Genomic DNA, 25,702 nt, shown 5'->3' on the forward strand with positions numbered 1-25,702 from the left:
GGATCGTTCCCTTTCACGAGACGGCGGTCGGGGGCGCCGTCTCTACGACTGGGCGTGACGATCGGAAGCTGCTGAGCGCAGGCACCGACCGGCACGATCACGGGACAGTAACGGGTCCCGCCGGGTTGCGCAAACACCCCCCGGAGTGTCGTGATCCCCGTCACTCCATCAGGTGGCCGATCAAGGAACCCTGTTGTCGCAATGCGTTCAACCCGTTGTGACACTGGGGAGTCGGTAGATCCGCTCGGCAGTGGTCCGGACCGATTCGGCGACTTCGTGGACAGCTTCGCCCCTGAGCGCCGCGAGGTGACGGACGGTGTAGGCAGCGCCGAACGGCTCGTTCGGCCGCCCACGGAACGGGTGGGGGGTCAGAAACGGCGCGTCGGTCTCGACGAGGTATCGGTCCGGCGGGCAGAGCCGCGCCGCCTCGTGGAGTCCCTTCGCGTTCTTGAACGTCACCGTGCCGGCGAAGGAAAGGACATACCCCGCGTCGAGGCAGCGGCGGGCTATTTCCGCGTCCCCGGAAAAACAATGGAAGATTACGGCATTCGGCGCACCCTCTTCGGCCAGAATGCGCAACACGTCCTCGTGGGCCTCGCGGTCGTGGATCATCAGCGGCTTGTCCAGCCGTTTCGCGAGGTCGATGTGCCAGCGGAACGCCTCCTGCTGGGCGTCGCGGGGCGAGTAGTCCCAGTAGTAGTCGAGGCCGGTCTCGCCGACCGCGACCACGCGCTCCTGACCCGCCAGGCGCTCCACTTCGGACTTCTCGGCCTCGCCGAACTCCTTGGTCCGGGTCGGGTGGATCGCCACGGCGGCCCAGACCCGCGGGTCCCACGTCGCGGCCTCGGCGGCCCAGCGGGCGGCGGCGAGGTCGTCGGCCACCGTGACGACGCGGGCGACGCCGGCCCGCTCGGCGCGGTCGACCACGGCCTTGACATCGGCCGCGGTGACCGCGCCGCACGCGTCGAGATGGGTGTGCGCGTCGACCACCGTCACCGGGAGCCGGTCCGGGACCGGCGGCAGCTCGCGCTTCTCGTCACCCATGCACTACTTCCTACTCCTTGGTGATCGGCGCCCACTCCGGGCCGGTCTCGCCGAGCGCCGGGTCGAGCTTGGTGAACAGCGGCGACGGCTTGGCCAGTGGCTTGCCGACCTCGATCGGCTTCGACTCCCACTTCGCCTGCTCACCCGCGTAGTCGCCGGTGAGGATCGGGTTGACCCGGCCGGCGATGTCGAGGTCGTCGACCTCCTTGAGCTCCGGCTGGGCGGCCCAGACGCCGGTGCCGCCGAGGGCCTCGTGCACCTTCTGGGCCGAGTGCGGCAGGAACGGCGTCAGCAGCGTGTTGGCGTCGGAAACGACCTGCAGCGCGGTGTGCAGCACGGTGTCGCGCCGGGTCGGGTCGTCCTTGAGCTTCCACGGCTCCTGGTCGGAGATGTACTTGTTCGCCGCGGTGACGACCTTCATCGCCTCGGCCGCCGCCAGCTTGAACCGGGAGCGGGCCAGGTGCGCGCCCGCGGTGTCGAACGCCTTGCGCGACAACGCCTTCAGGTCCTCGTCGGCCGCCGTCGGGGCCTCCGGGCGCGGGATGGCGCCGACGTTCTTGTGCGCCATCGAGATCGACCGGTTGACCAGGTTGCCCCACTCGTTGGCCAGCTCGAAGTTGGTCCGGCGGACGAACTCGTCCCAGGTGAAGTCGGTGTCCTGGGTCTCCGGGCCGGCGACCGAGATGAAGTACCGCAGCGTGTCCGGCCCGAAGTCGCGCAGGAAGTCCTCGACGTAGATGACGCGCCCGCGCGAGGTCGAGAACTTCGAGCCGCTCATGGTGAGGAACTCGCTGGAGACGATCTCGTCGGGCAGGTGGAGCTTGCCGTACTTGCCCGGCTCGCCACCCTTGTCACCCTCGCCGTTGTGGCCGAACAGCAGGGCCGGCCAGATCTGGGCGTGGAAGGTGATGTTGTCCTTGCCCATGAAGTAGTACGACCGGGCGTCGGCGTTGTTCCACCACTCCTGCCACGCGTCCGGGTTGCCGGAGCGCCGCGCCCACTCGACGCTCGCCGAGAAGTACCCGATCACCGCGTCGAACCAGACGTAGAACCGCTTCAGCGGCTGGTCGCGCCAGCCGTCGAGGGGGATCTTGACGCCCCAGTCGAGGTCGCGGGTGATCGGCCGGGGCCGCATGTCGTCGATCAGGTTCTTGGTGAAGTTGAGGACGTTCGGGCGCCAGTCGGTCTTGGTGCCCAGCCAGTCGCCGAGGGTCTTGGTGAACGCCGGCAGGTCGAGGAAGTAGTGCTCGGTCTCGACGAACTTCGGCGTCTCGCCGTTGATCCGCGACTTCGGGTTGATCAGCTCGGCGGCGTCGAGCTGGTTGCCGCAGTTGTCGCACTGGTCGCCGCGCGCGCCGTCGTAGCCGCAGATCGGGCAGGTGCCCTCGACGTAGCGGTCGGGCAGCGTGCGGCCGGTGGACGGGCTGATCGCGCCGCGCGTGGTCTTCGGCACGACGTAGCCGTTGCGGTGCAGCGCCAGGAAGATCTGCTGCGTCACCTCGGCGTGGTTGCCCGTGGTCGTGCGCGTGAACAGGTCGTAGGAGAGGCCGAGGCCCTGCAGGTCGTTGCCGATCTGGCGGGTGTACTTGTCCGCCGTCAGCTGCGGGGTCGAGTTCTCCTTGTCGGCCTGGACGGTGATCGGGGTGCCGTGTTCGTCGGTACCGGAGACCATGAGCACCCGGTTGCCGGCCATTCGCTGGTAGCGGGAGAAGACGTCGGACGGGACGCCGAATCCGGACACGTGGCCGATGTGGCGGGGGCCGTTGGCGTAGGGCCAGGCCACCGCGGTCAACACAGGGGTGCTCATACCTTATTAGCCTACGGAGGGCGTCACGCGCATTGTCGAGAGGGAGGCCCGGTTGTCGGCGACACGGTTGCTCGTGCTCGGGGTGGTGCGGATGTACGGCCGCGCGCACGGCTACCAGGTGCGGCGCGAGCTGCTGAGCTGGTCGGCGGACAAGTGGGCCAACGTCCAGCCCGGGTCGATCTACCACGCGCTGAAGAAGATGACCGCCGAAGACCTCCTGGCGCAGGTCGACGTCGAGCCGGGCGCCGGCCCGGACCGCGTCGCGTACCGGCTGACCGCCGAGGGTGAGCAGGAGTACCAGCTGCTGCTGTCGAAGGCGCTGTCCGACCCGCAGCTCAACCACCCCGACCTGTCGGCGGCGATCTCGCTGATGACCACCCTCCCGCGGGCGCGCGTGATCAACCTGCTCCGGCACCGGCTGGTGCACCTGGAGGCCGAGCAGCGGCAGGCGCGGATGATGCTCGAAGAGCTGAAAATCAGCATGGGGATGGGGACGCCGGAGCACGTCGGCGAGCTCTACCGGCTGTGGGGCGGGATCACCGACGCGAGCTTCACGTGGCTGGAGGGGCTGATCGCCCGGCTCGAAGCCGGCGAGTACGTGATGGCCGACGAGTCCGGCGACGCGTTCGGCGAGCCACCGTCCCGCGCCTCGGAGTAATCAAGTTTGACTAGCGTTCCCTCCGGCGGGCACAGTGGACCCTTCGGCTAGTCAAGTTTGACCATGGAGGGGTTCTCATGATCACGGCACGCGGTCTCGAGCGGCGGTTCCGCCGCAAGGGCCGCACTGGGGGCGAAGTACACGCGGTGAAGGGCGTCGACCTCGACGTCGAAGCGGGCGAGCTGGTCGGATTCCTCGGGCCGAACGGCGCCGGGAAGACGACCACCCTCCGCATGCTGACCACGCTGCTGAAGCCGACGGCGGGCACCGCGACCGTCGGCGGCCACGACCTGCTGACCGATCCGCTGGGGGTGCGGAAGCGGATCGGCTACGTCGCACAGGGCGGCGGCAGCTCCCCGGAGACCAAGGTCGCCGACGAGCTCGAGCTGCAGGGGCGGCTCTACCGGATGACCAGGGCCGACGCGCTCGCCCGCGCCGCCGAGCTCGCCGAGCAGCTCGACCTGACCGGGCTGGACCAGCGGCTGACCAAGACGCTCTCGGGCGGGCAGCGGCGGCGGCTCGACATCGCGCTCGGGCTGATCCACTCGCCCGGTCTCGTCTTCCTCGACGAGCCGTCGACCGGGCTCGACCCGCAGAGCCGCGCGAACCTGTGGGAGCACATCCGCCGGCTGCGCGCCGAGCAGGGCGTCACGGTCTTCCTGACCACCCACTACCTCGACGAAGCCGACGCGCTGTCGGACCGGCTGATCGTCATCGACGACGGCCGGATCGTCGCCGAGGGCACGCCGGACGCGCTGAAGGCGCGGGTCAACGGCGACCGCGTCGAGGTCGGCGTCGACCCGGAGCAGGGCGCCGACGCCGCCGAGATCGCCGGCCGGCTCGCGGGCGCCCAGGAGCTGTCCGTCGACGGCGGCGAGGTCCGGTTCCGGGTGCCGCGCGGCGACGTCGCGCTGCCGGAGCTCCTGCGCGCGCTCGACGCGAAGAGCATCCCGATGCTTTCGGTGCAGGTGCACCGGCCCACGCTCGACGACGTCTTCCTGACCCTGACCGGGCGCTCCCTGCGCGAAGCCGAGGAGGGCACCCGTGCTGCATGACACCTGGCTGATCTTCCGCCGCGACATGAAGGCGGCCCTGCGCAACCCGACCTGGGTGCTGATCGGGATCATGCAGCCGCTGCTGTACCTGTTCCTGTTCGGGCCGCTGATGGTCAAGGCGATGCAGGCCCAGGGCCTGTCCGAAGTGGACGGCTGGATGCTGCTCACCCCGGCGCTGATCGCCCAGCTGGCGTTGTTCGGCAGCTCGTTCGTCGGGTTCGGGCTGCTGGCCGACTACCGCTCCGGCGTGGTCGAGCGGTTCCGCGTGACGCCGGTCAGCCGCACCGCGCTGCTGCTGGGCAAGGTGCTGGCCAACGCGCTGCAGGCCGTCGTCCAGGCCCTGCTGATCATCGCGCTGGCGTACCTGGTGTTCGACCTCGACGCGCCGGTCGGCGGCGTGCTGCTGAGCCTGGTGATCGTGTTCCTGCTGGCGGTTTCGCTGGCGTCGTGCTCGTACGCGCTGGCGCTGACGTTGAAGAGCGAGGAGACGTTCCCCGCGCTGCTCAACGCCGTGCTCATCCCGCTGCTGCTGCTTTCCGGGATCCTGCTGCCGATCACCGCGGGCGTCGCGCCGAAGTGGCTGTACACGGTTTCGCAGATCAACCCGTTCCGGCACGTGGTCGACGTCGAGCGCAACACCTTCAAGGGCGACTTCACGATGGACGCGTTGTTCACCGGCAGCGTCGTGGTGCTCGTGATGGCGGTGGTGTCCGTGTGGTGGGGAACACGGACGTTCCAAAAGGAAAACGCCTGATCAACCGCGCGTTTGTCACTGCGGGTCCGCTCCCGGCGACGTATGGTGTGCTCTCCACCGACGTGCCGGGGGCGGACTGTGACGGAACCGGAGAGCGAACGCGGGATCTCGCTGTCCCACCGGGAGCGGGTGGCCGACTGGCAGGCCGTCCGCGCGGCGGAGACCAAGTTCGTGTCGGTGACGATCAGCGAGAACGTCAACTGGAGCAACGGCGCCGCGGAACGGACCCTGGCCGGCGCCCAGGAAGCCGGCCTGCACGTCGGCGGCCGGCACTACGCCCGGCCCGGCGCGGCGCACGACCAGGCGGACCACTTCGTGCGGACGGCCAGCCGGCTCGGCGCGTTCGCGCCCGGCTCGCTGGCCCCGGCACTGGAGGTGGCCGCGCCGAACGTCGACGACCGGTTCATCAAGACGTGGATCAAGCACGTCCGGCACGCGGCGCGCATCGAGCGGGTGCTCGTCTACGCCGACCACGACTGCTGGGCCCACCGGCTGCACCCGGACCGCTGGGCCGACAGCGAAGTCGTGCTCTGGCTGATCCGGCACAACGGCATCCCCGGCCGGCCGGGCTGGTTCCACGCGCGGCTCGGCGTGCACCAGCACGCCTGCGCGCCCGACGTGCCCGGCATCGACGGGCCGGTGGAGCAGAACGCCGTCGTGTACCCGTTCACATTGGGTGACCTTTTGCTCTGACCTGTGGTGCTATGGCGCCATGCGCGTGACGAGCAGGGCACTTCGGACGAAGGTCACGCCCGCGCGGGCTTTTTCGGTGCTCGCTCACCACAACGCGTCCCGCGGGCTGCCGCCGCCCGCGATGCTGTCCGGCGACTGGTTCTCCTCCGGCGCGGTGCTCGCGCCTTCGGTCACGATCTCGCCCGGGGACTTTCCCGCCTGCACGGAGATCGACGCGCCGCCGGGCGTGGTCGGCGGCGGCTGGTTCGGCCACCTGGCCTACGACCTGGCGGACCCGTCCGGGCGCTCGGGGGCGTTGCCGGCGTCGGCGTGGGGCTGGGCGGACCACGTGCTGCGGTGGTCCGCATCGGGCGTCTGCTACCTGGAGTCCCTCGACGGCGGCGGGCCGTCGGTGTCCACAATGGAGTCCCTGCTGGCTTCTGCGCCGCCGCCGGTGTCGTGGTCGGCCGGGCCGCTGCGGCGCCCGCTGCCCTCGGAGCACCGGGACGCGGTGAAGGCGTGCGTGCACGCGATCGAGGCCGGCGAGCTGTTCCAGGCGAACATCTGCAGCCGATTCACGGGGACGTTCGCCGGCTCCCCCGCGGCGCTGTTCGCCGCCGGGATTTCTTCGCTGGCGCCGCGGCGTGCGGCCTTTCTGTCCGGCGTGTGGGGGTCGGTGGTGTCGTTCTCGCCGGAGCTGTTCCTCGCCCGGCACGGCCGCGCGGTCTCCTCGACGCCGATCAAGGGGACGCTCCCCCGCCGCGGCCCCGCCGACGCCGGGAACGCGCTCCTGCTGCGACAGTCCACAAAGGACGTCGCGGAGAACGTGATGATCACCGACCTGGTGCGCAACGACCTCGGCCGGGTGTGCGAGGTCGGCTCGGTGACCGTGCCGTCGCTGCTGCGGGTCCGCCCGGCGCCGGGGGTCTGGCACCTGGATTCGACGGTGACAGGGACGTTGCGTCCCTCGGTCACCGACTCGGACCTGCTGGCCGCGACCTTCCCACCGGGCTCGGTGACGGGCGCGCCGAAGATCCGCGCGCTGGACCTGATCGCGGCGCTGGAGCCGTGCGGACGCGGGGTCTACACGGGTGCGGTCGGGTTGCTGTCGCCGGCGGCAGGGCTGGAGCTGAACGTCGCGATCCGGACGTTCGAGATCGCTTCCGGCGCGATCTCGCTGGGCGTGGGCGGCGGGATCACGGCGGATTCGGACCCGGAGGCGGAGTGGCAGGAGTGCCTCCACAAGGCGGCACCCCTGGAACGCCTACTTGCCGGGGTCGAGCAGTAGCTTGCCGACGGTCTTGCGGGAGCGCAGGGCCTCGTGCGCGCCACGGGCGTCCGACAACGCGAACTCGCCGCCGGGGATCGCCTTGAGCTTGTTCGCGAGGACCAGGTCGAACAGGTCGGTCAGCGCGGTCCCGAAGACGTTGCCCGGCAGCCGGAAGACGTGCGGCAGCCACATGCCGCTGACGGTCGTGCTGTGGCCGAGCAGGTTGCGCAGCTCGACCGGCTTCGGGTTCTCGCGCCCGGCAATGCCGTAGAAGGCGAGCCGCCCGAACGGCGCGAGGGCGGCGATGCTCTGGTCGGTGGTCGTCCCCCCGACCATGTCGAGCACGACGTCGACCCGGCGGCCGTCGTTGGCCTCGATCAGCGTCGCGGTCATGTCTTCGGCCCGCGAGTCGACGGCGACGTCGGCGCCGAGCTCGAGGGCGAGCGCGCGCTTCTCGTCGCTGCTGGCGGTGGCGATGACCCGGCCGGCGCCCCAGGCCTTGGCGAGCTGCACGGCAACGGTCCCGACCCCACCGGCGGCGGCGTGCACGACGACCGACTCACCCGGCTCGAGGTGGGCGTTCTTCTTGAGCAGGACCCAGGCGGTGGTGCCCTGGACCAGCATGGACAGCGCGGTGAGGTCGTCGACGCCGTCGGGCACGGGGAAGGTGGTGGCCTCCGGCGCGACGGCCTTCTGGGCGTACCCGCCACCGTTGTTCAGGAGCGCGACGACGCGCTTCCCGCCGCTGGTGCCCACGACCTCGCCGCCGGGCACGAGCGGCAGCTTGCTGGGCGCGAGGTAGGAGTTCTCGGCCTGGTGGGTGTCGGCGTAGTTGACGCCGACGCGTTCGACGTCGATGAGGACCTCACCCGGGCCGGCCACCGGATCGGGCAGCTCGACCGGCATGAGCACCTCGGGTCCGCCGAACTCGGTCACCTGCACTGCGCGCATCTGCGTTTCCCTTCCGGACGTGCCTGTGAGACATTCTGACATATGTCTCACGAGTTCGAACGGGCACGCGAGTGGTTCCTGTCGGGCCGCCGGCTCGACATGGGCGAACTGGCGGAGGACCTGGCGATCAGCCGCGCGACCCTGCACCGGCGCGTGGGTTCCCGCGACCGGCTGCTCGGCGAGATCCTGTGGTCGCTGTCGGCCGCTTCGATCGCGCGGCTCTGGCCGTCGTGCGCCGGGCGCGGGGCGGCGGGCATCGCCGACTTCGTGAGCGGGTACGTCCGGTTCGCGAACGACTCCCCGCCCTTCCGCGACTTCCTTCGCCGGGAGCCGGAGCGGGCACTGCGGCTGCTGACGACCCGCGCAAGCGTTTGCCAGCAGCGGACGACCACGGAACTGGAGATGCTGCTGTCCACGGAGATGTCCGCCGGCCGGCTGGTGCCGCCGCTGCCGGTGCCGGACCTGGCCTACCTGCTGGTGCGGATCGGCGAGTCGTTCGTGTACACCGACGTGATCACCGGCGACGCGCCCGACGCGGCGAAGGCGCACGCCGCGGTCACGGCGTTGCTGAGCTGACGATCTGGACCTTCGTCGCGAAATCCGCGTCGTCGGCGAGCACGGTCAGTTCGACGGTTCCGGAGCCGGCGCCGAACTCGTGGCGGACGGTCTCGTCCGGATCGTGCACCACCAGCCGCCCGGCGGGCGAGGAGATGGTTTCCCGCACCAGGACGACGGGGAGCGGGTCGGCCGGAGGCTCGGTGAAGACCTCGCCGTCGACCGGGCCTTCCGAGCCGGGCATGACTCCGAAGATGACGCTGTCGCCGGACCGGTACGCGTTGCCCGCGGCCGGGTCCCAGTCCGACAGATCGTCGGCGGCATCGACGTCACGCACGATCAGGCAGCCGTGCGCCGCCTTGACCCGGAAGGACCGAAGCCGGATCCGCGCCGCCTCGGCCCGGGCCGCGCGGGCCTCCTCCGCTGCCCGCTGCCGGTCCTCCGGGAAGAGCAGCAGCGGGGCCAGCGACTCCAGCGCGCCCGCGATGTCCGACCGCCACGCGGCGAAGGCTTCCGGGCCGCTGTCCGGCTTCTGCGCCCGCACCTGCCGCAGCACGCGCAGCGCGGCGCGCAGCTCGGCGTTTTCAGCCACCCGCCACTCCTTGCGCGATCTGGGCGGTCAGCGACCAGTAGACGTCGAGGTCGATCTCCTCCAGGTTGGCCACCGTGTCCGCGCCGCCCAGGAACAGCGGGACTTGGTAGCCCGCGCACGAGCCCCACGCCGGTGGCTTGCCCGCAGTCGTCACCCACTCCTCGAAGAAGCTCGCCGCCAGGGCCGCTTCCGGCTCGTCGAGCAGCACTTCCTCGTGGAACGCCGCGAACCCGCCCGGGATCTCCAGCACCTCCGCCGTCCCCGGCTCGAACAGCAGGACCTGCTCGGCGGCGGGCTCGAACGCGAACTGCCGGCCGAGCCAGTCGAAGCCGAACGGCACCACCCGGCCCGTCCACACCGGGAACATCTCCAGCACCGAGCCGAACACCGCGACCGACGCCGAGTCGTGCACCCGGTAGACGCCCGAGCCGAACTCGCGGCCGTGGTACTGCCGCAGGAATGCGCCGACCGGCTCCGGAAACGACGACGCCTCCCCGGTGCCGAGCCGGCGGCCCTCCTCATAAGCGTCCGCGAACCGGGACATCACGGCGTCTTCCGCGACGCCAGCACCGCGTCGTAAAGCTCCTTTTTGGACACTCCGGCCGCCTCGGCGACGTCGGCCGCCGCGGACTTCAGGCGCTCGCCGGCCGCCACTCGGTCCGACACCTCCGACACCAGGTCCGCCACCGAGACCGCGCGGGGCTCGGCACCCGCGAGCACCACCGTGATCTCGCCGCGCACCCCGTCCGAAGCCCAGGCCGCCAACGAGGAAAGCGAGCCCCGCTTGACCTCTTCGTACGTTTTCGTCAGCTCCCGGCACACCGCCGCCTGGCGAGAAGAGCCCAGCACCGAAACCGCGTCCGCCAGCAACGACGCCAGCCGGTGCGGGGACTCGAAGAACACCGCCGTCCGCGGCTCGTCGCGCAACGACGTGAGCCAGCGGGTCCGCTCGCCGGGCTTGCGCGGCGCGAAGCCCTCGAAACAAAACCGGTCGCACGGCAAACCGGACAAAGCGAGCGCCGTCGTCACCGCGGATGGGCCAGGCAGGCACGTGACCGGGAGGTCCGAAGCAACACAAGCCGCCACCAGCCGGAACCCCGGATCGGACACACTGGGCATACCGGCGTCCGTCACGAGCACCACCGTCTCGCCCGCGCGTAACGATTCGAGCAACTTGGGCAGCCGCGCCGTCTCGACGTCCTCGTAGAAGCTCACCACGCGGCCCTGCGGGGTCACCTCCAGCGCGGACGCCAGTGATCGCAGCCGCCGCGTGTCCTCGGCCGCGATGACGTCGGCTTCCGCCAAGGCCGAAGCCAAGCGCGGGGAAGCGTCGCGGACGTCGCCGAGCGGGGTCGCGGCGAGGATGAGGCGGCCGGAGGTCACCGGGTCAGCCTAGGCTGATCAGCGGATCCCGACGACGCACGCCCCGCCTCGCCCGTAGGATCGCCCCCGTGACCGCCGTGCTGACCCGTCCCGACGACGAAAGCGTCCGGCCGGACCCGGTCGAGGCGCTCCGGCCGCCCACCGACCGCGAAGTGACCCTGCTCGGCCGCGGCATGCCGACCGACCGGCTGCGCGGCTGGGTCGTCACGATCGTGCTGACCGTGATCGGCGGCATCGTCCGGCTGCAGAACCTCGGCGTGCCGACCGACAAGGGCAGCCCGGTCTTCGACGAAAAGCACTACGTGCCGCAGGCGTGGCAGATGCTGCGCAACGGCGGTTACGAAGACAACTACGGCTACGAGCTGGTCGTCCACCCGCCGCTGGCGAAGCAGCTGATGGCGATCGGCGAATGGCTGTTCGGCTACAACGGCTGGGGCTGGCGGATCATGCCCGCGCTGGCCGGGACGCTGATGGTGCTGCTGGTCGTCCGCATCGCCCGCCGCCTCACCCGCTCGACGCTGCTGGGCGCCATCGCCGGCATCCTCGTGATCAGCGACGGCGTGCTGCACCTGCAGTCGCGGATGGGCATGCTCGACATCTTCATCGCGCTGTTCGTGCTCGCCGCGTTCGCCTGCGTGCTCGCCGACCGCGACCAGGTGCGGCAGCGGCTCGCGACGGCCGTGCGCGAGGGCTGGGTCAACGAGTCCGTCTGGGGCCCCAAGCTGGGCTTCCGCTGGTGGCGGTTCGGCACCGGGCTGATGATCGGGCTGACGTTCGGCGTCAAGTGGTCGGCGCTGTACTACATCGTCGCGTTCGGGCTGCTGACCGTCGGCTTCGACGTCGCGGCGCGGCGCGCGGCCGGCGTCGAGCGGCCCTGGCTGGGCACGATCCGCCGGGACGTCGCGCCCGCGCTGTGGGCGATCCTGCTCATCCCGTTCCTGATGTATCTGAGCGCGTACTGGGCCTGGTTCGCCAGCGAAACGGCGACCGACCGGCACTACACCGAGATCAAGGACATCGCGCCGGGCTTCTGGTCGTGGGTGCCGGCGTCGCTGCGCTCGCTCGGCGACTACTCGGCGAACGTCCTGCACTTCCACGAAACGCTGGTCACGCCCAAGGACAACCCGCACCCGTGGGAGTCCAAGCCCTGGACGTGGCCGATGGGCCTGCGCCCGATGCTCTACAGCTACGACGGCGACGTCACCGGCTGCGGCGAATCCCGCTGCGTCAGCGCGACGATGCTGATCGGCACGCCGGCCATGTGGTGGCTGGCGATCCCGATGCTGGGCTGGTCGGTGTGGCGCTCGGTGTTCCGCGCGGACTGGCGCTACGCGGCGGTGCTGGTGGGCTACCTCGGCGGGTACGTCTTCTGGTTCACCAACATCGACCGCCAGATGTACTTCTTCTACGCGACCCCGCTGGCGGCGTTCCTCGTGCTGGGGCTGACGTTGTGCCTGGGCCAGATCCTGGGCAGCGCGCGGCGCGGGTTCGAGAGACGCGGGACCGGTCTGCTCGTGGTGTCGCTGTACGTGGGCCTGGTGGTGGCGAACTTCGCCTGGCTGTGGCCGATCCTGAACGGCATCGCGATCACGAACGGCCAGTGGGAAGCCGAACGCTGGCTGCCGTCCTGGCGGTAGCTCACTCCGCGAAGTACGCCCCGGGCGTGACGCCGACCGAGCGCCGGAACGCGGCGACGAACGCGCTCGCCGAGCTGTAGCCGACCCGGTGGGCCACCGCTTCCATCGGCGCGCCCTGGGCGAGCAACGGCAGCGACGCACGCAGCCGCACCTGCGTGCGCCAGGTCCCGAACGGCATCCGGCACTCCCGGACGAAGATCCGCGCCAGCGTCCGCTCCGCCGCGCCGACGTCGCGGCCGAACTCCGCCAGGCACCGCGGGTCCGCCGGGTTGGCCAGGATGGCCCGCTCGACGTCGCGGGCACGCGGGTCGGCCGGCGACGGCACCACGATCGGGACCACGTCGAGCGGCTCGAGCAGGTCGAACGCCACCGACTCCGCACGCAGCCGCGCCGGCTCGGTGATGCCGTCGCCGGTCAGGTACTCCAGCAGCTCGCGCAGCAGCGGCCGGACGACGACCAGCCGCGGCGCGGGCCACGACACCGGCGACAGCGCCGGGTCGGCGTAGATGCCGCGCAGGGCCGCCCGGCCGAGCGCGCCCGTGCGGTGCGGGACGCCTGCGGGCATCCACAGCGCGCGGGTCGGCGGGAGCACCCAGCCGGCGTCCCCGGACTTCACGGCGACGACGCCGCGCGCCGACCAGACCAGCTGGTGGACGGGGTGTTCGTGCTCCGGGAACCAGGTGCCCGCCGTCAGCTGCAGCTCGCCGATCAGCATCGCGCCGGGATGACTGTTTCGCGACATCGGTTGGCAGCCTATCGGCTGTCGGCCACCGGAATGTCGCTTTAGCGTCGTGGGTATGCCGATGAACCTGATCCACCGCAAGCTCTGCAGCTCCGCGAAGTGGGCGGACACGGTCGAAGAGCGCCTGAAGCCGTGGCTGGCCGAGCGCGAGCTCGGCGACGACGTCCTCGAGATCGGCCCCGGCTTCGGCGCCACGACGAAGGTGCTGCTCGACGTCGTCCCGAAGCTGACGGTCCTGGAGATCGACCACGCGTCGAGCGAGCTGCTGCGCGCGGAGTACGGCGACCGCGCGGAGGTGGTGGAGGGCAGCGGCGCGGAGATGCCGTTCGAGACGGGCCGGTTCTCGGCGGTGGTGTGCTTCACGATGCTCCACCACGTGCCGACGGTCGGGCTGCAGGACGCGATCTTCGCGGAGGCGGCCCGGGTGCTGCACCCGGGCGGCACGTACTGCGGCAGCGACAGCCAGCTGAGCTTCCGCTTCCGCCTGCTGCACATCGGCGACACGATGAACGTCCTCGACGCGGCGACCCTGCCGGGGCGGCTCGAACGAGCGGGCTTCGAGCGGGTGGAGGTGAAGGCACGGCCGAAGGAGATCGTGATCTTTTCGGCCGTGAAGCCCGGCTAAGTCAGCCAGCAGGGCGTGCTGCAGGCCGGGCAGAACGCGCGCTTGGCCGTGGAGACCACGTCGAGGCCGCACTCGGGACAGGTGCCCGATTCCCAGTTTCCCGACGCCGGGCCGAACCCGCCGTCGTAGTACTCCCGGTCCGGCCAGGCCACGACGTCGACGCTCGGCCCCAGATCACGGCGGCCGCTCACCCACCAGACCTCGGCGAGGCACAGGGTGTTGGGCGTGGCGCCCCTCGGCTTGGCGTATGCGGGCAGCACCCGCCGGAGCACGTCGACCAGCTCGGGCAGCGGCAAGCGCGACAACCCGCTCGCCAGCGCCGCCCGCTCGTCGTCCGTGGTCACCGGCGCGGCAGCTGGCCACCCGGCTGCCGCGGCACGACCCGCGTCACCGGACCGTCAGCCGACTTCCCGGCCCGCGACAGCCACCCCTCCACCTCACGCCGCACAGCGTTCAGCGTCGGACGTCGCCGCGGCTCCGGGTCCAGCGAAGCCGCCAGCAGCCGCGCGTGCGCACTCCGCTGAGGCAGCCGCGACACCGGCTCCGCTCGAGCCGCCGCCATCAACGCCGCCATCGGTGTCTCGCGAGTACCTCGCGGTGGCTGGCCCGACAGCGCGTAGCTGATCGTCGCCGCCAGTTGCCAGGCGTCCGACGCCGGTGAGGCCGCCGAGCCCATGGCCTGCTCCGGGGCCACGAAGTCCGGCGTGCCGATCATCATGCCCGTCGCCGTCATCTTCGAGTCGCCCTGGCTGCGGGCGATGCCGAAGTCGATCAGGTGGGCCAGGCCGCTCGGGTCCAGCACGATGTTCGACGGCTTGATGTCGCGGTGCAGGACGCCCTTCTCGTGCGCCGCCGCCAGCGCGCCCGCCATCGTCGCCCACAGGCGGCCCGCGGCGACGTCGTCGAGGGGGCCCTGGCCGTCGACCAGCTCGGCCAGCGGCCGGCCTTCCAGGTACTCCATGACCAGCGCGAGGCCGTCCGGCTCCTCGGCGAGGTCGTACACCTTGACGCAGTTCGGGTGGCTGACCACGGCCAGCGCGCGGGCCTCGCGCTGCATGCGCTCGGCGGTGTCGCGGTCCGGCGCGTGCGCGATCTTCAGCGCGACCGTGCGGTTGAGCTGGGTGTCGACGGCCTGCCAGACCGTGCCGAACCCGCCGGCGCCGAGCTGCTTGACGCGCCGGTAACGGCTGCCGCCGGCGTTGCGCGAGCCCGGCGGGGGCGGGATCGGGCCGGGCGCGGCGGCCAGCGCCCCGGCCATCGGCGGGGGCTCGGGCGCCGACGCCAGCGCGGTCTTCGGGTACGGCTTGTTGATCGGCGGCGGGGGCGGCGGAGGCGGGGTCGGGCGCGGCTGCAGCTGCGACTGCGGCGGGCGGTGCGGCTCCTGGTCGCGCTGCGGCGGCGCGTCGGACCGGTTGATCACCGACCAGGGCGGCGGCCCGACCATCGCGACCGGGATCAGGCCCAGCACGCTGAACGGCAGGAACCCGAGCCAGAAGTGCAGCGCGGTGTTCGCCTCCATGCCGACGCTGAACACCAGCATCGCGGCGAACGGGATCCAGAAGAACCGCGACGGCCACTTCGGCCCGCGGCGGAAGGCCGTGCGGCCCTGCAGCATGACGAACAGCAGCGAGCCGGCGCCCAGCACGATGAACGCCAGCAGGTAGACGAAGAACGGGATGTCACTGCCGTGGCGGGCGAACAGCACGTCGTAGACGCTCTGGCCGCCGCCCAGGTAGTCCTTCTGGCTGCCGACCCAGCAGCCGCCCACGCTGTCGAGCGAGGACAGCTCGTTCTTGCTCAGGCCGGTCTTGCCGCCGGCGAACGCCGCGCGGTACACGCCCGACACGCCGTTGGACAGCAGCCACGGCAGCACCAGCGCGCTGACCAGGCCGATCGCGCCGAAGACGCCCAGCGTCGTGGCGTCGTAGCGGTTGCCCGTGCCCTTGCGGATGATCGACACCGCCAGCGCGCCGATCGGCGGGACCAGCGCGACGAGCGCGCCGGCCGCACTCGTGGCCCAGACCCAGTCGCCGGGGCAGAAGCCCGGGCCGAACAAGGAATGGGCTAGCGAGAGCAACGCGCTCGCGAGTCCGTTCACCGCCGGATCCCCTCACTGTCCGTGTTCACTTCGTGCCTTCACGCGGCATTTCCCCGCGGTCCAGCTTAGGACGCTCCCGGCCGCCGCGAGGTTGCCGGGTCTTCAGGGTGCCCGGAATCCGGCGAGCCCGCCGCTCCCGCGTCATGATGGGGTCGGTCCGGACGATCGACGCGAAGGAGCGGGGCATGGGCGCGTACTCCGAAGCCTACCGGCGGAGCCTGGCCGAGCCGGACGCGTTCTGGCTGGCCGCGGCGGAGAAAATCAGCTGGAGCAAGGCTCCGGAGAAGGCGCTGGACGACACGAACCCGCCGTTCTTCCGGTGGTTCCCGGACGCCGAGCTGAACACCGCGTACAACGCGCTCGACCGGCACGTCGAGGCCGGCCGGGGCGGGCAGGCCGCACTGATCTGGGACTCTCCCGTGACCGGACGGCAACGCACCTACACCTACGAAGAGCTGCGTGACGAGGTCGCGAAGTTCGCCGGCGCGCTCAGCTCCCTGGGTGTCACGAAGGGTGACCGGGTCATCGTCTACCTGCCGATGGTGCCCGAGGCGGCCGCCGCGATGCTGGCCTGCGCGCGAATCGGCGCGGTGCACTCAGTGGTCTTCGGCGGCTTCGCGCCGAAGGAGCTCGCGGCGCGGATCGAAGACGCGAAACCCAAGGTCATCCTGGCCGCCTCCTGCGGCATCGAGCCGACGCGGGTCGTCGAGTACAAGCCGATCATCGAAGACGCGCTCGCGCTGACCGAGCACCAGCCGGACCACGTCGTCGTGCTGCAGCGCGAGCAGGCGCCGGCCGAGCTGACCGCGCGTGACCTCGACTGGGCCGAGCTGGCATCGGGCGCCACCCCGGCCGATCCGGTGCCGGTCGCCGCGACCGATCCGCTGTACATCCTCTACACGTCCGGGACGACCGGGAAGCCGAAGGGCGTCGTGCGCGACACCGGCGGCCACGCGGTCGCGCTCGCCTACTCGATGGACGCGGTCTACGACGTCCACGCGGGCGACATCTGGTGGACGGCCTCCGACGTCGGCTGGGTCGTCGGGCACTCCTACATCGTCTACGCGCCGCTGCTGGTCGGCGCGACGACCGTGCTCTACGAGGGCAAGCCCGTCGGCACGCCGGACGCGGGCGCGTTCTGGCGCGTCATCGCCGAACACGGCGTCCAGGCGCTGTTCACCGCGCCGACCGCGCTGCGGGCGATCAAGAAGCTCGACCCGGACGCTCTCGAACTGCAGAAGTACGACCTCAAGGCGTTCAAGACGCTCTTCATGGCCGGTGAGCGGCTCGACCCGGAGACCTACCACTGGGCGCACGACAAGCTCGGCACGCCGGTGATCGACCACTGGTGGCAGACCGAGACCGGCTGGCCGATCGCGGCCAACCTCCGCGGCGTCGAGCCGATGGCGGTCAAGCCGGGTTCGGCGACCGTACCCGTGCCCGGCTGGGACGTCCGGATCCTCGACCAGGCGGGCGCCGAGCTGCCGGCCGGGCGCGAAGGCGCCATCACGGTCAAGCTGCCGCTGCCGCCGGGCTCGCTGCCGACGCTGTGGGGCGACGACGAACGCTACCGCGAGGCCTACCTGTCCCGCTACGACGGCCACTACCTGACCGGCGACTCCGGTTACCTCGACGAGGACGGCTACCTGTTCGTCATGGGCCGCACCGACGACGTCATCAACGTCGCCGGGCACCGGCTCTCCACCGGGTCGATGGAGGCCGTGCTGGCCTCGCACCCCGCGGTCGCCGAGTGCGCGGTCATCGGGGTCGCCGACCAGCTCAAGGGGCAGCTGCCGCGCGGGTTCGTCGTGCTCAAGGCGGGTGCGGACATCGGCGAGGAGCAGTTGCGCGACGAACTGGTGGCGATGGTCCGCCGCGACATCGGGCCGGTCGCCGCCTTCCGCGATGTGTCCATTGTGGACGCGCTGCCGAAGACCCGGTCGGGCAAGATCCTGCGCAAGACCATGCGCGCGATCGCCGACGGCCGCGACGAGGCCGTACCTTCGACCATCGAAGACCCGAGCGTGCTCGAAGCCATCCGGAAGGCCCTTCGTTAAGGACTGTTCCAAATAGCCCAGCTGGTCTGTACCTTTGGGTGGAGTCCCCGACCGGAGGTGCCCTGATGCGCTTGTCCAGAGCCGTCCTGACCGCGGCGATCGTGAGTCTCACGGCCGTCGGCGTGCCCGCTTCTGCGGCAGCAGCCCCGGCCGCCCCGGAACGCAGCGTGACCGACGTCGTCCCGGCGCCCGTCTCCGCGAAAGCCGATCCGCGGGGCGAGTTCAAGCTGACCCCGTTCACCGTGATCAGCGCCGACCGCGGCGCCGGCCAGGTCGCGGACTACCTGCGTGGCCTGCTCCGCCCGGCCACCGGCTACCCGCTGCCGGTCGTGCCGCGCGCGTGGGGCCTGCCCGCGATCTCCCTGCAGCTCGGCCACGACACCCGGATCGGCACCGAGGGTTACGAGCTGAAGGTCGCCCGCGACGGCGTCTCACTGAAGGCCAACACCGCGGACGGGCTCTTCGAGGGCGTCCAGTCGCTGCGGCAGCTGCTCCCGTCGGCGATCGACGCGAAGCGCGTCCAGCACCGGACGTGGACGGTCGCCGGCGGCACGATCCTCGACTACCCGCGCTTCGGCGAGCGCGGCGCGATGCTCGACGTCGCCCGGCACTTCTTCAAGCCGGACCAGGTCAAGCGGTACATCGACCAGATCGCCCAGTACAAGATCAACACGCTGCACCTGCACCTGGCCGACGACCAGGGCTGGCGCATCGAGATCAAGAGCTGGCCGAAGCTCGCGACGGTCGGCGGCAAGACGGCCGTCGACGGCGACCCCGGCGGCTACTACACCCAGAAGCAGTACCAGGACATCGTCGCGTACGCGGCTTCGCGGCACATCACGGTGATCCCCGAGATCGACATGCCGGGTCACACGAACGCGGCGCAGTCGACGTACGCGGAGCTGAACTGCGACGGCAAGGCCGTCCCGGTCCGCACGGACACCGAGGTCGGCTACAGCTCGCTGTGCATCGCCTCGCCGATCACGTACCGGTTCGTCGACGACGTCGTGCGCGAGCTGGCGACCATCACGCCGGGCCAGTACCTGCACATCGGCGGCGACGAAGCGCACGCGACGCCGCCGGCGGACTACCTGACCTTCCAGCAGAAGGTGCAGCCGATCGTCGCCAAGTACGGCAAGAAGGTCACCGGCTGGCACGAGATCGCCAAGTCCACGCTGCCGGTGTCGGCGATCCCGCAGTACTGGGACTTCGGCGGCGACAACGCGTCGGTGGCGGCCGCCGCGGCCCGCGGCAACAAGATCCTCATGTCGCCGGCGAACTACGCGTACCTGGACATGAAGTACAACGACCAGACGCCGCTGGGCCAGGACTGGGCCGCGCTGATCGAGGTTCGCGATGGCTACGACTGGGATCCGGCGTCGCTGGTGACCGGCGTCGGGGAGAGGTCGGTCGCGGGCGTCGAGGCGCCGCTGTGGACCGAGACGCTCCGCACCAGCGCCGACATCGAGTACATGGCGTTCCCGCGGCTGCCGGGGATCGCCGAGATCGGCTGGTCCCCGAAGTCCACGCACAACTGGGACGCCTACCACGCGCGGCTGGCGAAGCAGAGCCCGCGCTGGGTGGCCCAGGGGATCAACTTCTACCGCAGTCCCCAGGTCGACTGGAAGTAAGCAGGTGGTCACCTTGTCGTGAGTGTTTAGGGCGGTTCTAACCGCCCTAAACACTCACGACAGTCTTGCGCCGATGGCTCGTCTGGCCAGGGTGTATGCCCGCGTCCCGCCGTTGAGGACCGCGTCGGCGTTGGCCGCGCGGCCCAGTGCGTGCAGCTCGAACGCCAGGATCTCGGGGTCCGTGTCCACGTGACCGAGGGCGACGGCTTCGAGGCAGGACTCGCGGATGAACTCCGCGAACGAGCCGCTCGCCGCCGCCACCGCGTCGTGCACCCGGCCCGGGCGCGCGTCGAACTCCGCGCCGACGTTGAAGAAGAAGCACCCGCCCGGGAACACGCGGTTTTCCGAATAGTCCAGCCAGTTCTCGCAGATCGCGCGTAGCCGCGGCAGGCCCGGCGCGACGTCGAGCGACGGCGTCACGACGTACGAGCGGAAGATCTCCAGCGCCGCTTCGACCGTCGCGAGCTGCAGGTCCTCCTTCGAGCCGAACAACGCGAACACGCCGCTCTTGCTCAGCTCCAGCTCGGTGGCCAGCCGGCCGAGGGACAGCCCGTCGAGACCGTCGACCGACGCGACGTCGACCGCGTGCCGCAGCACCAGGCGCCGGGTCGCGTCGCCGCGGGCGAGCCGGCCGTCAGCCGGCACGCCGCGCCCGCCAGCGGTCCACAGTGGACTGGATGCCGGCGCTCCACTGCACCGCCAGCGCGGGCGTCGCCAGCACGCGGTCGGCGAAGTCCAGCGCGGGTTCGACGTGCTCCGGCGGCAGCTGCCCGTAGTTCGCGAACGAGATGACGTACACCTCGGCGACGGTGGGCCCGTCCGCGCGTTCGACCAGCTCGATCGCGCCCGACGTCGGCACCGTGCCCGGCCGCAGCACGCGCAGGTACCACCCGCTGCGCCCGGAGTCGATCATCGCCGGGGTGATGTCCTTGCGCCCGGTCTTCATCCCGAGCTTGTAGCACGGCGACCGCGGCTGCGAGACCTGCACGAGCGCGTCGCCCCAGGCCCAGACGTCCCCGATCCGCACGTCGTCCTCGGTGAGCCCGGACAGCGAGATGTTCTCCCCGAAGTCGGCCGTCGAAACCTCGAAGCCGTCCTCCCGCCAGGCCGCGTAGTGCTCGGCCGGGTAGACGTAGACGGCCTTGTCGGGGCCGCCGTGCACGGTCAGGTCGGCCTGCCGGTCGCCGTCGAGGTTCAGCTCGGTCAGCTTCAGCTCCGGCGCCGTGACCAGCGCCTTCGTGATCCCGCTCAGCACCGGCAGCTCCCGCCGGTACCCCAGGACGCTCGGCTCGCCCACGTAGACGCTGTCGACGTTCATACCGAGAAGATAGCACGACCGTTCGTATAGTTTCAGCCCTCTAGGCTGGCGGCCATGGAACTGCTCGACCAGGCCCGCGCCCACGTCGACTCCGGCGCGTACTTCACCGAACTCGCCCGGCTCGTCTCCTACCCCACGGTCAGCGACGCGCCCGAAGGCCGGCAAGCGATCCAGGCGTACCTCGACGAAGTCCTGACCCCGGCGCTGACCGGCCTCGGCTGCGACGTCACTCAGCACGCCAACCCGGACCCGGCGGGCGGCCCGTTCCTGGTCGGGGTCCGCGCGGAAGGCGAACACCTCCCGACCCTGCTCTGCTACGGCCACGCCGACGTCGTCGGCGAGGCCGGCGAGTGGGGCGAAGGCCGTGATCCGTGGACGCTGACCGCCGAAGGCGACCACTGGTACGGCCGCGGCACCGCCGACAACAAGGGCCAGCACCTGATCAACCTGACGGCGTTGCGGCTGGTCCTGGCCGAGCGCGGCAAGCTCGGCTTCAACCTCAAGTTCTTGTTCGAAACCGGCGAGGAAATCGGCTCGCCCGGGCTCACCGAGTTCGCCGAGCAGGAGAAAGACCTGCTGAGCGCGGACGTCCTCATCGCCTCCGACGGCCCGCGCCTCGACGCCGCGACCCCGACGTTGTTCCTCGGGGCGCGCGGCGGAATCCGGATCGATCTGGACGTCGACCTGCGCCCGGGTGGCTCCCACTCCGGGAACTGGGGCGGCATCCTGCGCAACCCGGCCACGACGCTGGCCGCGGCGATCGCGACCCTCGTCGACGGCCACGGCCGCATCCAGGTGCCCGCACTGCTGCCGCCCGAGCTGCCGGAGTCCGTCCGCGAAGCGCTGGCCGACGTCGTCGTCGACGCCCCGGACGAGGGCTGGGGCGATCAACGACTCGGCCCCGCCGAGCGGCTCTACGGCTGGAACACCCTGGAGGTGCTGGCCCTCGACGCCGGGAACGCCGACCGCCCGGTCAACGCCATCCCCGGCCGCGCCCGCGCGGTGCTGCAGCTGCGGTACGTCGCGGGCACCGATGTCGGCGACATCACCGCGACGATCCGGGACCACCTTGTGGCGCAAGGGTTTCCGATGATCGAGGTGACCACCGACGCCAGCTTCAAAGCCAGCCGCACGCCGGTCGAAAACCCGTGGGTGACCTGGGCCCGCGAAGCACTGGCCGAAGCCGGGAAGCAGGTGGCCCTGCTCCCCAGCTTCGGCGGCGGCCTGCCCAACCACGTCTTCACCGACGTCCTCGGCCTGGCCACGCTGTGGCTGCCACACTCCTACCCGGGGTGCAAGCAGCACGCGCCGGACGAGCACCTGCTCTCCTCGGTCGCCCGGGAAGGACTGGAACTCGCCACGGCGTTGTTCGGCTCCCTCAGTTCAGCGCCGCCGACTCTTCGTCGGTGAGCAGCCGCGAGCGGATCAGGAAACGCACGCCTTCGGGCGCCTCCAACGAAAACCCGCTCCCGCGCCCCGGCACGACGTCGATCGTCAGGTGCGTGTGCTTCCAGTACTCGAACTGCGGGCCCGACATCCACACCGGCACGTCCTCGATGCCCTCGACCTCCAACGCGCCGAGGTGCACGTCCGAGACGCCGGTCTTGAACTCGCCCAACGGGTAGCACATCGGGGCACTACCGTCGCAGCACCCGCCGGACTGGTGGAACATCACCGGCCCGTGGAGTGACACCAGCTGCCGCAGGAGGTCCGCGGCAGCCGGTGTCAAGTCGACCCTTCGTGTCATCAGAAGAACCCGAGCGCCTGGTCGGAGTAGGAGACCAGCATGTTCTTCGTCTGCTGGTAGTGGTCCAGCATCATCTTGTGGTTCTCGCGGCCGATGCCGGACGCCTTGTAGCCGCCGAAGGCCGCGTGCGCCGGGTAGGCGTGGTAGTTGTTCACCCAGACGCGGCCCGCCTGGATGTCGCGCCCGGCGCGGTAGGCGGTGTTGCCGTCCCGCGACCAGACACCGGCGCCGAGGCCGTAGAGCGTGTCGTTGGCGATCTTGACGGCGTCGGCGTAGTCGTCGAACTTCGCCACCGACACGACCGGGCCGAAGATCTCCTCCTGGAAGATCCGCATCTTGTTGTCGCCGGCGAACACCGTCGGCTCGACGTAGTAGCCGCCCGACAGCTCGCCGCCGAGGTCGCTGCGCACGCCGCCGGTGAGGATCTCGGCACCTTCCTGCTTGCCGATGTCGATGTAGGACAGGATCTTCTCGAGCTGGTCGTTCGAGGCCTGCGCGCCGATCATCGTGTCGGTGTCGAGCGGATTGCCCTGCTTGATCTTGCGGACGCGCTCGACGCCGTCGCCGAGGAACTTGTCGTAGATGCCGGCCTGGATCAGCGCCCGCGACGGACAGGTGCAGACCTCGCCCTGGTTGAGCGCGAAGAGCGCGAAGCCCTCCTGCGCCTTGTTGTAGAAGTCGTCGTTCTGCGAAGCGACGTCGTCGAAGAAGATGTTCGGGCTCTTGCCGCCCAGCTCGACGGTCACCGGGATGATGTTCTCGCTGGCGTACTGCAGGATCAGCCGGCCGGTCGTGGTCTCGCCGGTGAAGGCGACCTTGCGGACGCGGTTACTCGACGCGAGCGGCTTGCCGGCCTCGACGCCGAAGCCGTTGACGATGTTCACCACGCCCGGCGGGATCAGGTCGCCGATGATCGAGAACAGCAGGTGGATCGACGCCGGGGTCTGCTCGGCCGGCTTGAGCACGATCGCGTTGCCCGCGGCCAGCGCCGGGGCGAGCTTCCAGACCGCCATCAGGATCGGGAAGTTCCACGGGATGATCTGCGCGACCACGCCGAGCGGCTCGTGGAAGTGGTAGGCGACGGTGTTCTCGTCGATCTGCGAGATGCCGCCCTCCTGGGCGCGCAGCGCGCCGGCGAAGTAGCGGAAGTGGTCGATGGCCAGCGGAATGTCGGCGGCGAGCGTCTCGCGGACCGCCTTGCCGTTCTCCCACGCCTCGGCGACCGCGATCGCTTCGAGGTTCTGCTCCATCCGGTCGGCGATCTTGAGCAGGATCCCCGCGCGTTCCTCGACCGAGGTCCGGCCCCAGGCCGGCGCCGCGCCGTGGGCCGCGTCGAGGGCCTTCTCGACGTCCTCGGCGGTGCCGCGGGCGATCTCGCAGAAGGTCTTCCCGGTGACGGGCGTCGGGTTCTCGAAGTACTGGCCGCGCGCGGGTGGGACGTACTCCCCGCCGATGTAGTGGTCGTAGCGCGACTCGTAGCTGACGACGCTGCCTTCGGTGTTCGGTGCGGCGTACTGGACCATCTTCCCTGCCTCGTTGCTCGGAGTGACGGAGTGGGGGCAACGTAGGTCCGGCCACGTTGCACGAGCGTTGCACCGCCGCGAACCGGCTATCTACGCTGGTGAACGTGGCAGAGGCGCCCGACCCGGAGCTGCTGCGCGACCCCGAGGCGTACGCGCGGCTGCTGGAGCACGTCCGCGAGGCGGTGCTCCAGGGCGTTCCCGGGCCACGGGCGCCCCGCTCGGTCGTCTCGGATTCGTGGCACCGGTCGCTGTCGGCGCGGGTCGACCCGGACGAGGGCGAGGCCCCGTTCGTCTACGACACCGGCGACCTCGCCGCGCTGCGAGAGGGCCATCCGCTGGCGCCGGTGCTGCCCGTGCTGCGGCAGATGCTGGTGAGCATCGCCGACGACGCCGAGCACGTGATGATCGTGACCGACGCGGACGGCCTGATCCTGTGGCGCGAGGGCGCGACGGGCCAGCTGCTGCGCGGCGACCAGGTGGGTCTGGTCGAGGGCACCCGCTGGAGCGAGGCGGCGATCGGCACCAACGCCATGGGCACGGCGCTGGCGACCGGCGAGCCGGTGCAGATCTACTCGGCCGAGCACCTGGTCCGCCGCTACCACACGTGGACCTGCGCGGCGGCGCCCGTGCGTGACCCCGAGACGGGTGTGCTGCTCGGCTCGATCGACGTCAGCGGGCCGCTGCGCACGGTCCACCCGGCCATGATTTCCCTGGTCACGGCCACCGCCCAGCTGGCGGAGGGGCAGCTGCGCGCGCAGCTGGCGGTCCGCGACGAACAGCTCCGGCGGGTCAACATGCCGCATCTGGAAGCCCTGCGCGGCCGCCCCGGCGCGCTGCTCTCGGCGGGCGGCCGGGTGCTGGCGGCCCAGGCGTGCCTGCTTCCGTCCACAGTGGACGTCCGCCGCGGTGGCGGCACGGTCGCCCTGCCCGACGGCCGCCTCGCCACGGTGGAGCCGCTCGAGGAGGGCTATCTCCTCCGTCTTTCGTCGTCGGGAGCCGCCGGCCGGCGCTCCCGCCTCCGCCTCGAGTACCTGTCCGACGGCGCCCACTCGACCACTGTGGACGGTCGCGAGGTGCCGTTGACGTTGCGGCACGCGGAGATCCTGACCCTGCTGGCGCTGCACCCGAACGGCCTCTCCGCGGAACGGCTGGCGCTGCAGCTCTACGGCGAGACGGGCAACCCGGTGACGGTCCGCGCGGAGATCCACCGGCTGCGCTCCCAGCTGGGCGCGTCGGTGGTGCAGACGCGCCCGTACCGCCTGGCCGCGGACGTCGACGCGGACTTCACCCGGGCTCGGACGTCACTGCGGTCGGGCTCCGCGGCCGACGTCGTGCGCGTCTTCCGCGGGCCGCTGCTGCCGGAGTCGGAGGCCCCGGCGGTCCGCGAGGAGCGGGAGACGCTCACCGCGCAGGTCCGCCAGGTGGCCCTGAACAGCGACGACCCGGCCGTGCTGTGGTCGTTCTGGGAGACCGCCTGCGGCGTCGACGACTTCGCGGTGCTGGACGCGCTGCTGCGCACGCTCCCGGCGACCGACCCGCGGCGGGCCGCGGTGTCGGCCCACCGCGCCCGGCTCGCCTGAGCC

The 25,702-nt window shown here is 71.0% G+C and carries 25 protein-coding genes; 12 read left to right on the forward strand and 13 right to left on the reverse strand.

The features are described from left to right. Positions 1–207: 207 nt before the first annotated feature. Both M8542_RS31140 and metG read right to left on the reverse strand, forming a co-directional pair. Positions 208–1,044 (reverse strand): TatD family hydrolase, encoded by an 837-nt coding sequence (locus tag M8542_RS31140; RefSeq protein ID WP_257923843.1) that lies wholly within the window; start codon positions 1,042–1,044, stop codon positions 208–210. A 10-nt stretch (positions 1,045–1,054) separates the two neighbouring features. Next, entirely contained in the window at positions 1,055–2,851 is a 1,797-nt protein-coding gene (gene metG / locus M8542_RS31145) for a methionine--tRNA ligase (protein ID WP_257923844.1), read from the reverse strand. 52 nt (positions 2,852–2,903) lie between these two features. Here metG and M8542_RS31150 point away from each other — a divergent pair, with 52 nt between their 5' ends. From M8542_RS31150 to M8542_RS31170, 5 genes are all read left to right on the forward strand, one after another. Continuing rightward, the gene (locus M8542_RS31150; protein ID WP_257923845.1) at positions 2,904–3,509 is read left to right on the forward strand and encodes a PadR family transcriptional regulator; all 606 of its coding nucleotides are present in this window, start codon (positions 2,904–2,906) and stop codon (positions 3,507–3,509) included. Between the two features lie 77 nt (positions 3,510–3,586). Then, positions 3,587–4,564 carry an ATP-binding cassette domain-containing protein gene (locus M8542_RS31155; RefSeq protein WP_257923846.1) on the forward strand — a complete coding sequence of 326 codons (978 nt, stop codon included), beginning with the start codon at positions 3,587–3,589 and terminating at the stop codon, positions 4,562–4,564. Next, the gene (locus tag M8542_RS31160) at positions 4,554–5,318 is read left to right on the forward strand and encodes an ABC transporter permease (RefSeq protein ID WP_257923847.1); all 765 of its coding nucleotides are present in this window, start codon (positions 4,554–4,556) and stop codon (positions 5,316–5,318) included. Before M8542_RS31155 ends, M8542_RS31160 begins: the two co-directional genes overlap by 11 nt. 78 nt (positions 5,319–5,396) lie before the next feature. Continuing rightward, complete coding sequence (locus M8542_RS31165; RefSeq protein ID WP_257923848.1) at positions 5,397–6,011, forward strand: glycoside hydrolase family 25 protein; 615 nt, start codon at positions 5,397–5,399, stop codon at positions 6,009–6,011. 19 nt (positions 6,012–6,030) lie between these two features. Beyond that, complete coding sequence (locus tag M8542_RS31170) at positions 6,031–7,278, forward strand: aminodeoxychorismate synthase component I (protein WP_257923849.1); 1,248 nt, start codon at positions 6,031–6,033, stop codon at positions 7,276–7,278. Here the strand turns inward: M8542_RS31170 and M8542_RS31175 are convergent. Beyond that, positions 7,255–8,211, reverse strand: coding sequence for a quinone oxidoreductase family protein (locus tag M8542_RS31175; RefSeq protein ID WP_257923850.1), 957 nt, complete (start codon positions 8,209–8,211; stop codon positions 7,255–7,257). The two genes, M8542_RS31170 and M8542_RS31175, sit on opposite strands and share 24 nt — an antisense overlap. Positions 8,212–8,253: 42 nt before the next feature. Between M8542_RS31175 and M8542_RS31180 the strand changes: the two genes are divergently transcribed. Beyond that, positions 8,254–8,787 (forward strand): QsdR family transcriptional regulator, encoded by a 534-nt coding sequence (locus M8542_RS31180; RefSeq protein WP_257923851.1) that lies wholly within the window; start codon positions 8,254–8,256, stop codon positions 8,785–8,787. On the opposite strand, the gene M8542_RS31185 is transcribed toward M8542_RS31180, so the two are convergent. The 3 genes from M8542_RS31185 to rsmI are packed head-to-tail and all read right to left on the reverse strand — an operon-like array spanning position 8,768 to position 10,741. Continuing rightward, a complete protein-coding gene (locus tag M8542_RS31185; RefSeq protein ID WP_257923852.1) occupies positions 8,768–9,358 on the reverse strand; it encodes a hypothetical protein in 591 nt (196 codons plus the stop codon). The two genes, M8542_RS31180 and M8542_RS31185, sit on opposite strands and share 20 nt — an antisense overlap. After that, the gene (locus tag M8542_RS31190) at positions 9,351–9,902 is read right to left on the reverse strand and encodes a T6SS immunity protein Tdi1 domain-containing protein (RefSeq protein ID WP_257923853.1); all 552 of its coding nucleotides are present in this window, start codon (positions 9,900–9,902) and stop codon (positions 9,351–9,353) included. The genes M8542_RS31185 and M8542_RS31190 overlap by 8 nt, the downstream gene beginning before the upstream one ends. Beyond that, positions 9,902–10,741, reverse strand: a complete 840-nt coding sequence (gene rsmI / locus M8542_RS31195) for a 16S rRNA (cytidine(1402)-2'-O)-methyltransferase (RefSeq protein ID WP_257923854.1) — start codon at positions 10,739–10,741, stop codon at positions 9,902–9,904. The genes M8542_RS31190 and rsmI overlap by 1 nt, the downstream gene beginning before the upstream one ends. Before the next feature lie 68 nt (positions 10,742–10,809). On the opposite strand from rsmI, the gene M8542_RS31200 reads away from it, so the two are divergent. Next, the gene (locus M8542_RS31200) at positions 10,810–12,378 is read left to right on the forward strand and encodes a dolichyl-phosphate-mannose--protein mannosyltransferase (protein ID WP_257923855.1); all 1,569 of its coding nucleotides are present in this window, start codon (positions 10,810–10,812) and stop codon (positions 12,376–12,378) included. A gap of 1 nt (position 12,379) precedes the next feature. Here M8542_RS31200 and M8542_RS31205 read toward each other — a convergent pair whose 3' ends face one another. Then, positions 12,380–13,120, reverse strand: coding sequence for an AraC family transcriptional regulator (locus M8542_RS31205; RefSeq protein ID WP_372508652.1), 741 nt, complete (start codon positions 13,118–13,120; stop codon positions 12,380–12,382). Positions 13,121–13,175: 55 nt separating this feature from the next. Between M8542_RS31205 and M8542_RS31210 the strand changes: the two genes are divergently transcribed. Next, positions 13,176–13,745 (forward strand): class I SAM-dependent methyltransferase, encoded by a 570-nt coding sequence (locus M8542_RS31210; protein WP_257923856.1) that lies wholly within the window; start codon positions 13,176–13,178, stop codon positions 13,743–13,745. Here M8542_RS31210 and M8542_RS31215 read toward each other — a convergent pair. Together M8542_RS31215 and M8542_RS31220 are read right to left on the reverse strand one after the other, a co-directional pair. Next, positions 13,742–14,089, reverse strand: coding sequence for a hypothetical protein (locus M8542_RS31215; RefSeq protein WP_257923857.1), 348 nt, complete (start codon positions 14,087–14,089; stop codon positions 13,742–13,744). The two genes, M8542_RS31210 and M8542_RS31215, sit on opposite strands and share 4 nt — an antisense overlap. Beyond that, a complete protein-coding gene (locus M8542_RS31220; RefSeq protein ID WP_257923858.1) occupies positions 14,086–15,843 on the reverse strand; it encodes a serine/threonine-protein kinase in 1,758 nt (585 codons plus the stop codon). The genes M8542_RS31215 and M8542_RS31220 overlap by 4 nt, the downstream gene beginning before the upstream one ends. A gap of 185 nt (positions 15,844–16,028) precedes the next feature. Between M8542_RS31220 and M8542_RS31225 the strand changes: the two genes are divergently transcribed. After that, positions 16,029–17,900: a propionyl-CoA synthetase gene (locus M8542_RS31225; protein ID WP_257923859.1), complete on the forward strand. Its 1,872-nt coding sequence runs from the start codon at positions 16,029–16,031 to the stop codon at positions 17,898–17,900. A 65-nt stretch (positions 17,901–17,965) separates the two neighbouring features. Beyond that, a complete protein-coding gene (locus tag M8542_RS31230; protein WP_257923860.1) occupies positions 17,966–19,531 on the forward strand; it encodes a beta-N-acetylhexosaminidase in 1,566 nt (521 codons plus the stop codon). Positions 19,532–19,585: 54 nt separating this feature from the next. Here the strand turns inward: M8542_RS31230 and M8542_RS31235 are convergent, their stop codons facing one another. Together M8542_RS31235 and M8542_RS31240 are read right to left on the reverse strand one after the other, a co-directional pair. Beyond that, positions 19,586–20,176: a TetR/AcrR family transcriptional regulator gene (locus tag M8542_RS31235; RefSeq protein WP_257923861.1), complete on the reverse strand. Its 591-nt coding sequence runs from the start codon at positions 20,174–20,176 to the stop codon at positions 19,586–19,588. Further along, positions 20,166–20,849 carry an MOSC domain-containing protein gene (locus M8542_RS31240; RefSeq protein ID WP_257923862.1) on the reverse strand — a complete coding sequence of 228 codons (684 nt, stop codon included), beginning with the start codon at positions 20,847–20,849 and terminating at the stop codon, positions 20,166–20,168. Before M8542_RS31240 ends, M8542_RS31235 begins: the two co-directional genes overlap by 11 nt. 54 nt (positions 20,850–20,903) lie before the next feature. Here M8542_RS31240 and M8542_RS31245 point away from each other — a divergent pair, with 54 nt between their 5' ends. Continuing rightward, entirely contained in the window at positions 20,904–22,259 is a 1,356-nt protein-coding gene (locus M8542_RS31245; protein WP_257923863.1) for a M20 family metallopeptidase, read from the forward strand. Here M8542_RS31245 and M8542_RS31250 read toward each other — a convergent pair. Next, entirely contained in the window at positions 22,228–22,596 is a 369-nt protein-coding gene (locus M8542_RS31250; protein WP_257923864.1) for a DUF779 domain-containing protein, read from the reverse strand. The genes M8542_RS31245 and M8542_RS31250 overlap by 32 nt on opposite strands. Further along, the gene (gene exaC / locus M8542_RS31255) at positions 22,596–24,119 is read right to left on the reverse strand and encodes an acetaldehyde dehydrogenase ExaC (RefSeq protein ID WP_257923865.1); all 1,524 of its coding nucleotides are present in this window, start codon (positions 24,117–24,119) and stop codon (positions 22,596–22,598) included. The genes M8542_RS31250 and exaC overlap by 1 nt, the downstream gene beginning before the upstream one ends. A gap of 104 nt (positions 24,120–24,223) precedes the next feature. Here exaC and M8542_RS31260 point away from each other — a divergent pair, with 104 nt between their 5' ends. Beyond that, a complete protein-coding gene (locus tag M8542_RS31260; protein ID WP_372508653.1) occupies positions 24,224–25,699 on the forward strand; it encodes a helix-turn-helix domain-containing protein in 1,476 nt (491 codons plus the stop codon). The last annotated feature ends 3 nt before the right edge of the window (positions 25,700–25,702 follow it).

Source organism: Amycolatopsis iheyensis (assembly GCF_024703995.1).
Lineage (GTDB): Bacteria > Actinomycetota > Actinomycetes > Mycobacteriales > Pseudonocardiaceae > Amycolatopsis > Amycolatopsis iheyensis.

Excerpts from the sequence above, each read along its gene's own strand:
- M8542_RS31140 (WP_257923843.1), bottom strand. The coding sequence starts at position 1,044 with ATGGGTGACGAGAAGCGCGAGCTGCCGCCGGTCCCGGACCGGCTCCCG.
- metG (WP_257923844.1), bottom strand. The coding sequence starts at position 2,851 with ATGAGCACCCCTGTGTTGACCGCGGTGGCCTGGCCCTACGCCAACGGC.
- M8542_RS31155 (WP_257923846.1), top strand. The coding sequence starts at position 3,587 with ATGATCACGGCACGCGGTCTCGAGCGGCGGTTCCGCCGCAAGGGCCGC.
- M8542_RS31170 (WP_257923849.1), top strand. The coding sequence starts at position 6,031 with ATGCGCGTGACGAGCAGGGCACTTCGGACGAAGGTCACGCCCGCGCGG.
- M8542_RS31175 (WP_257923850.1), bottom strand. The coding sequence starts at position 8,211 with ATGCGCGCAGTGCAGGTGACCGAGTTCGGCGGACCCGAGGTGCTCATG.
- M8542_RS31180 (WP_257923851.1), top strand. The coding sequence starts at position 8,254 with ATGTCTCACGAGTTCGAACGGGCACGCGAGTGGTTCCTGTCGGGCCGC.
- M8542_RS31190 (WP_257923853.1), bottom strand. The coding sequence starts at position 9,902 with ATGTCCCGGTTCGCGGACGCTTATGAGGAGGGCCGCCGGCTCGGCACC.
- M8542_RS31205 (WP_372508652.1), bottom strand. The coding sequence starts at position 13,120 with ATGTCGCGAAACAGTCATCCCGGCGCGATGCTGATCGGCGAGCTGCAG.
- M8542_RS31210 (WP_257923856.1), top strand. The coding sequence starts at position 13,176 with ATGCCGATGAACCTGATCCACCGCAAGCTCTGCAGCTCCGCGAAGTGG.
- M8542_RS31225 (WP_257923859.1), top strand. The coding sequence starts at position 16,029 with ATGGGCGCGTACTCCGAAGCCTACCGGCGGAGCCTGGCCGAGCCGGAC.
- M8542_RS31230 (WP_257923860.1), top strand. The coding sequence starts at position 17,966 with ATGCGCTTGTCCAGAGCCGTCCTGACCGCGGCGATCGTGAGTCTCACG.
- M8542_RS31240 (WP_257923862.1), bottom strand. The coding sequence starts at position 20,849 with ATGAACGTCGACAGCGTCTACGTGGGCGAGCCGAGCGTCCTGGGGTAC.
- M8542_RS31245 (WP_257923863.1), top strand. The coding sequence starts at position 20,904 with ATGGAACTGCTCGACCAGGCCCGCGCCCACGTCGACTCCGGCGCGTAC.
- M8542_RS31250 (WP_257923864.1), bottom strand. The coding sequence starts at position 22,596 with ATGACACGAAGGGTCGACTTGACACCGGCTGCCGCGGACCTCCTGCGG.
- exaC (WP_257923865.1), bottom strand. The coding sequence starts at position 24,119 with ATGGTCCAGTACGCCGCACCGAACACCGAAGGCAGCGTCGTCAGCTAC.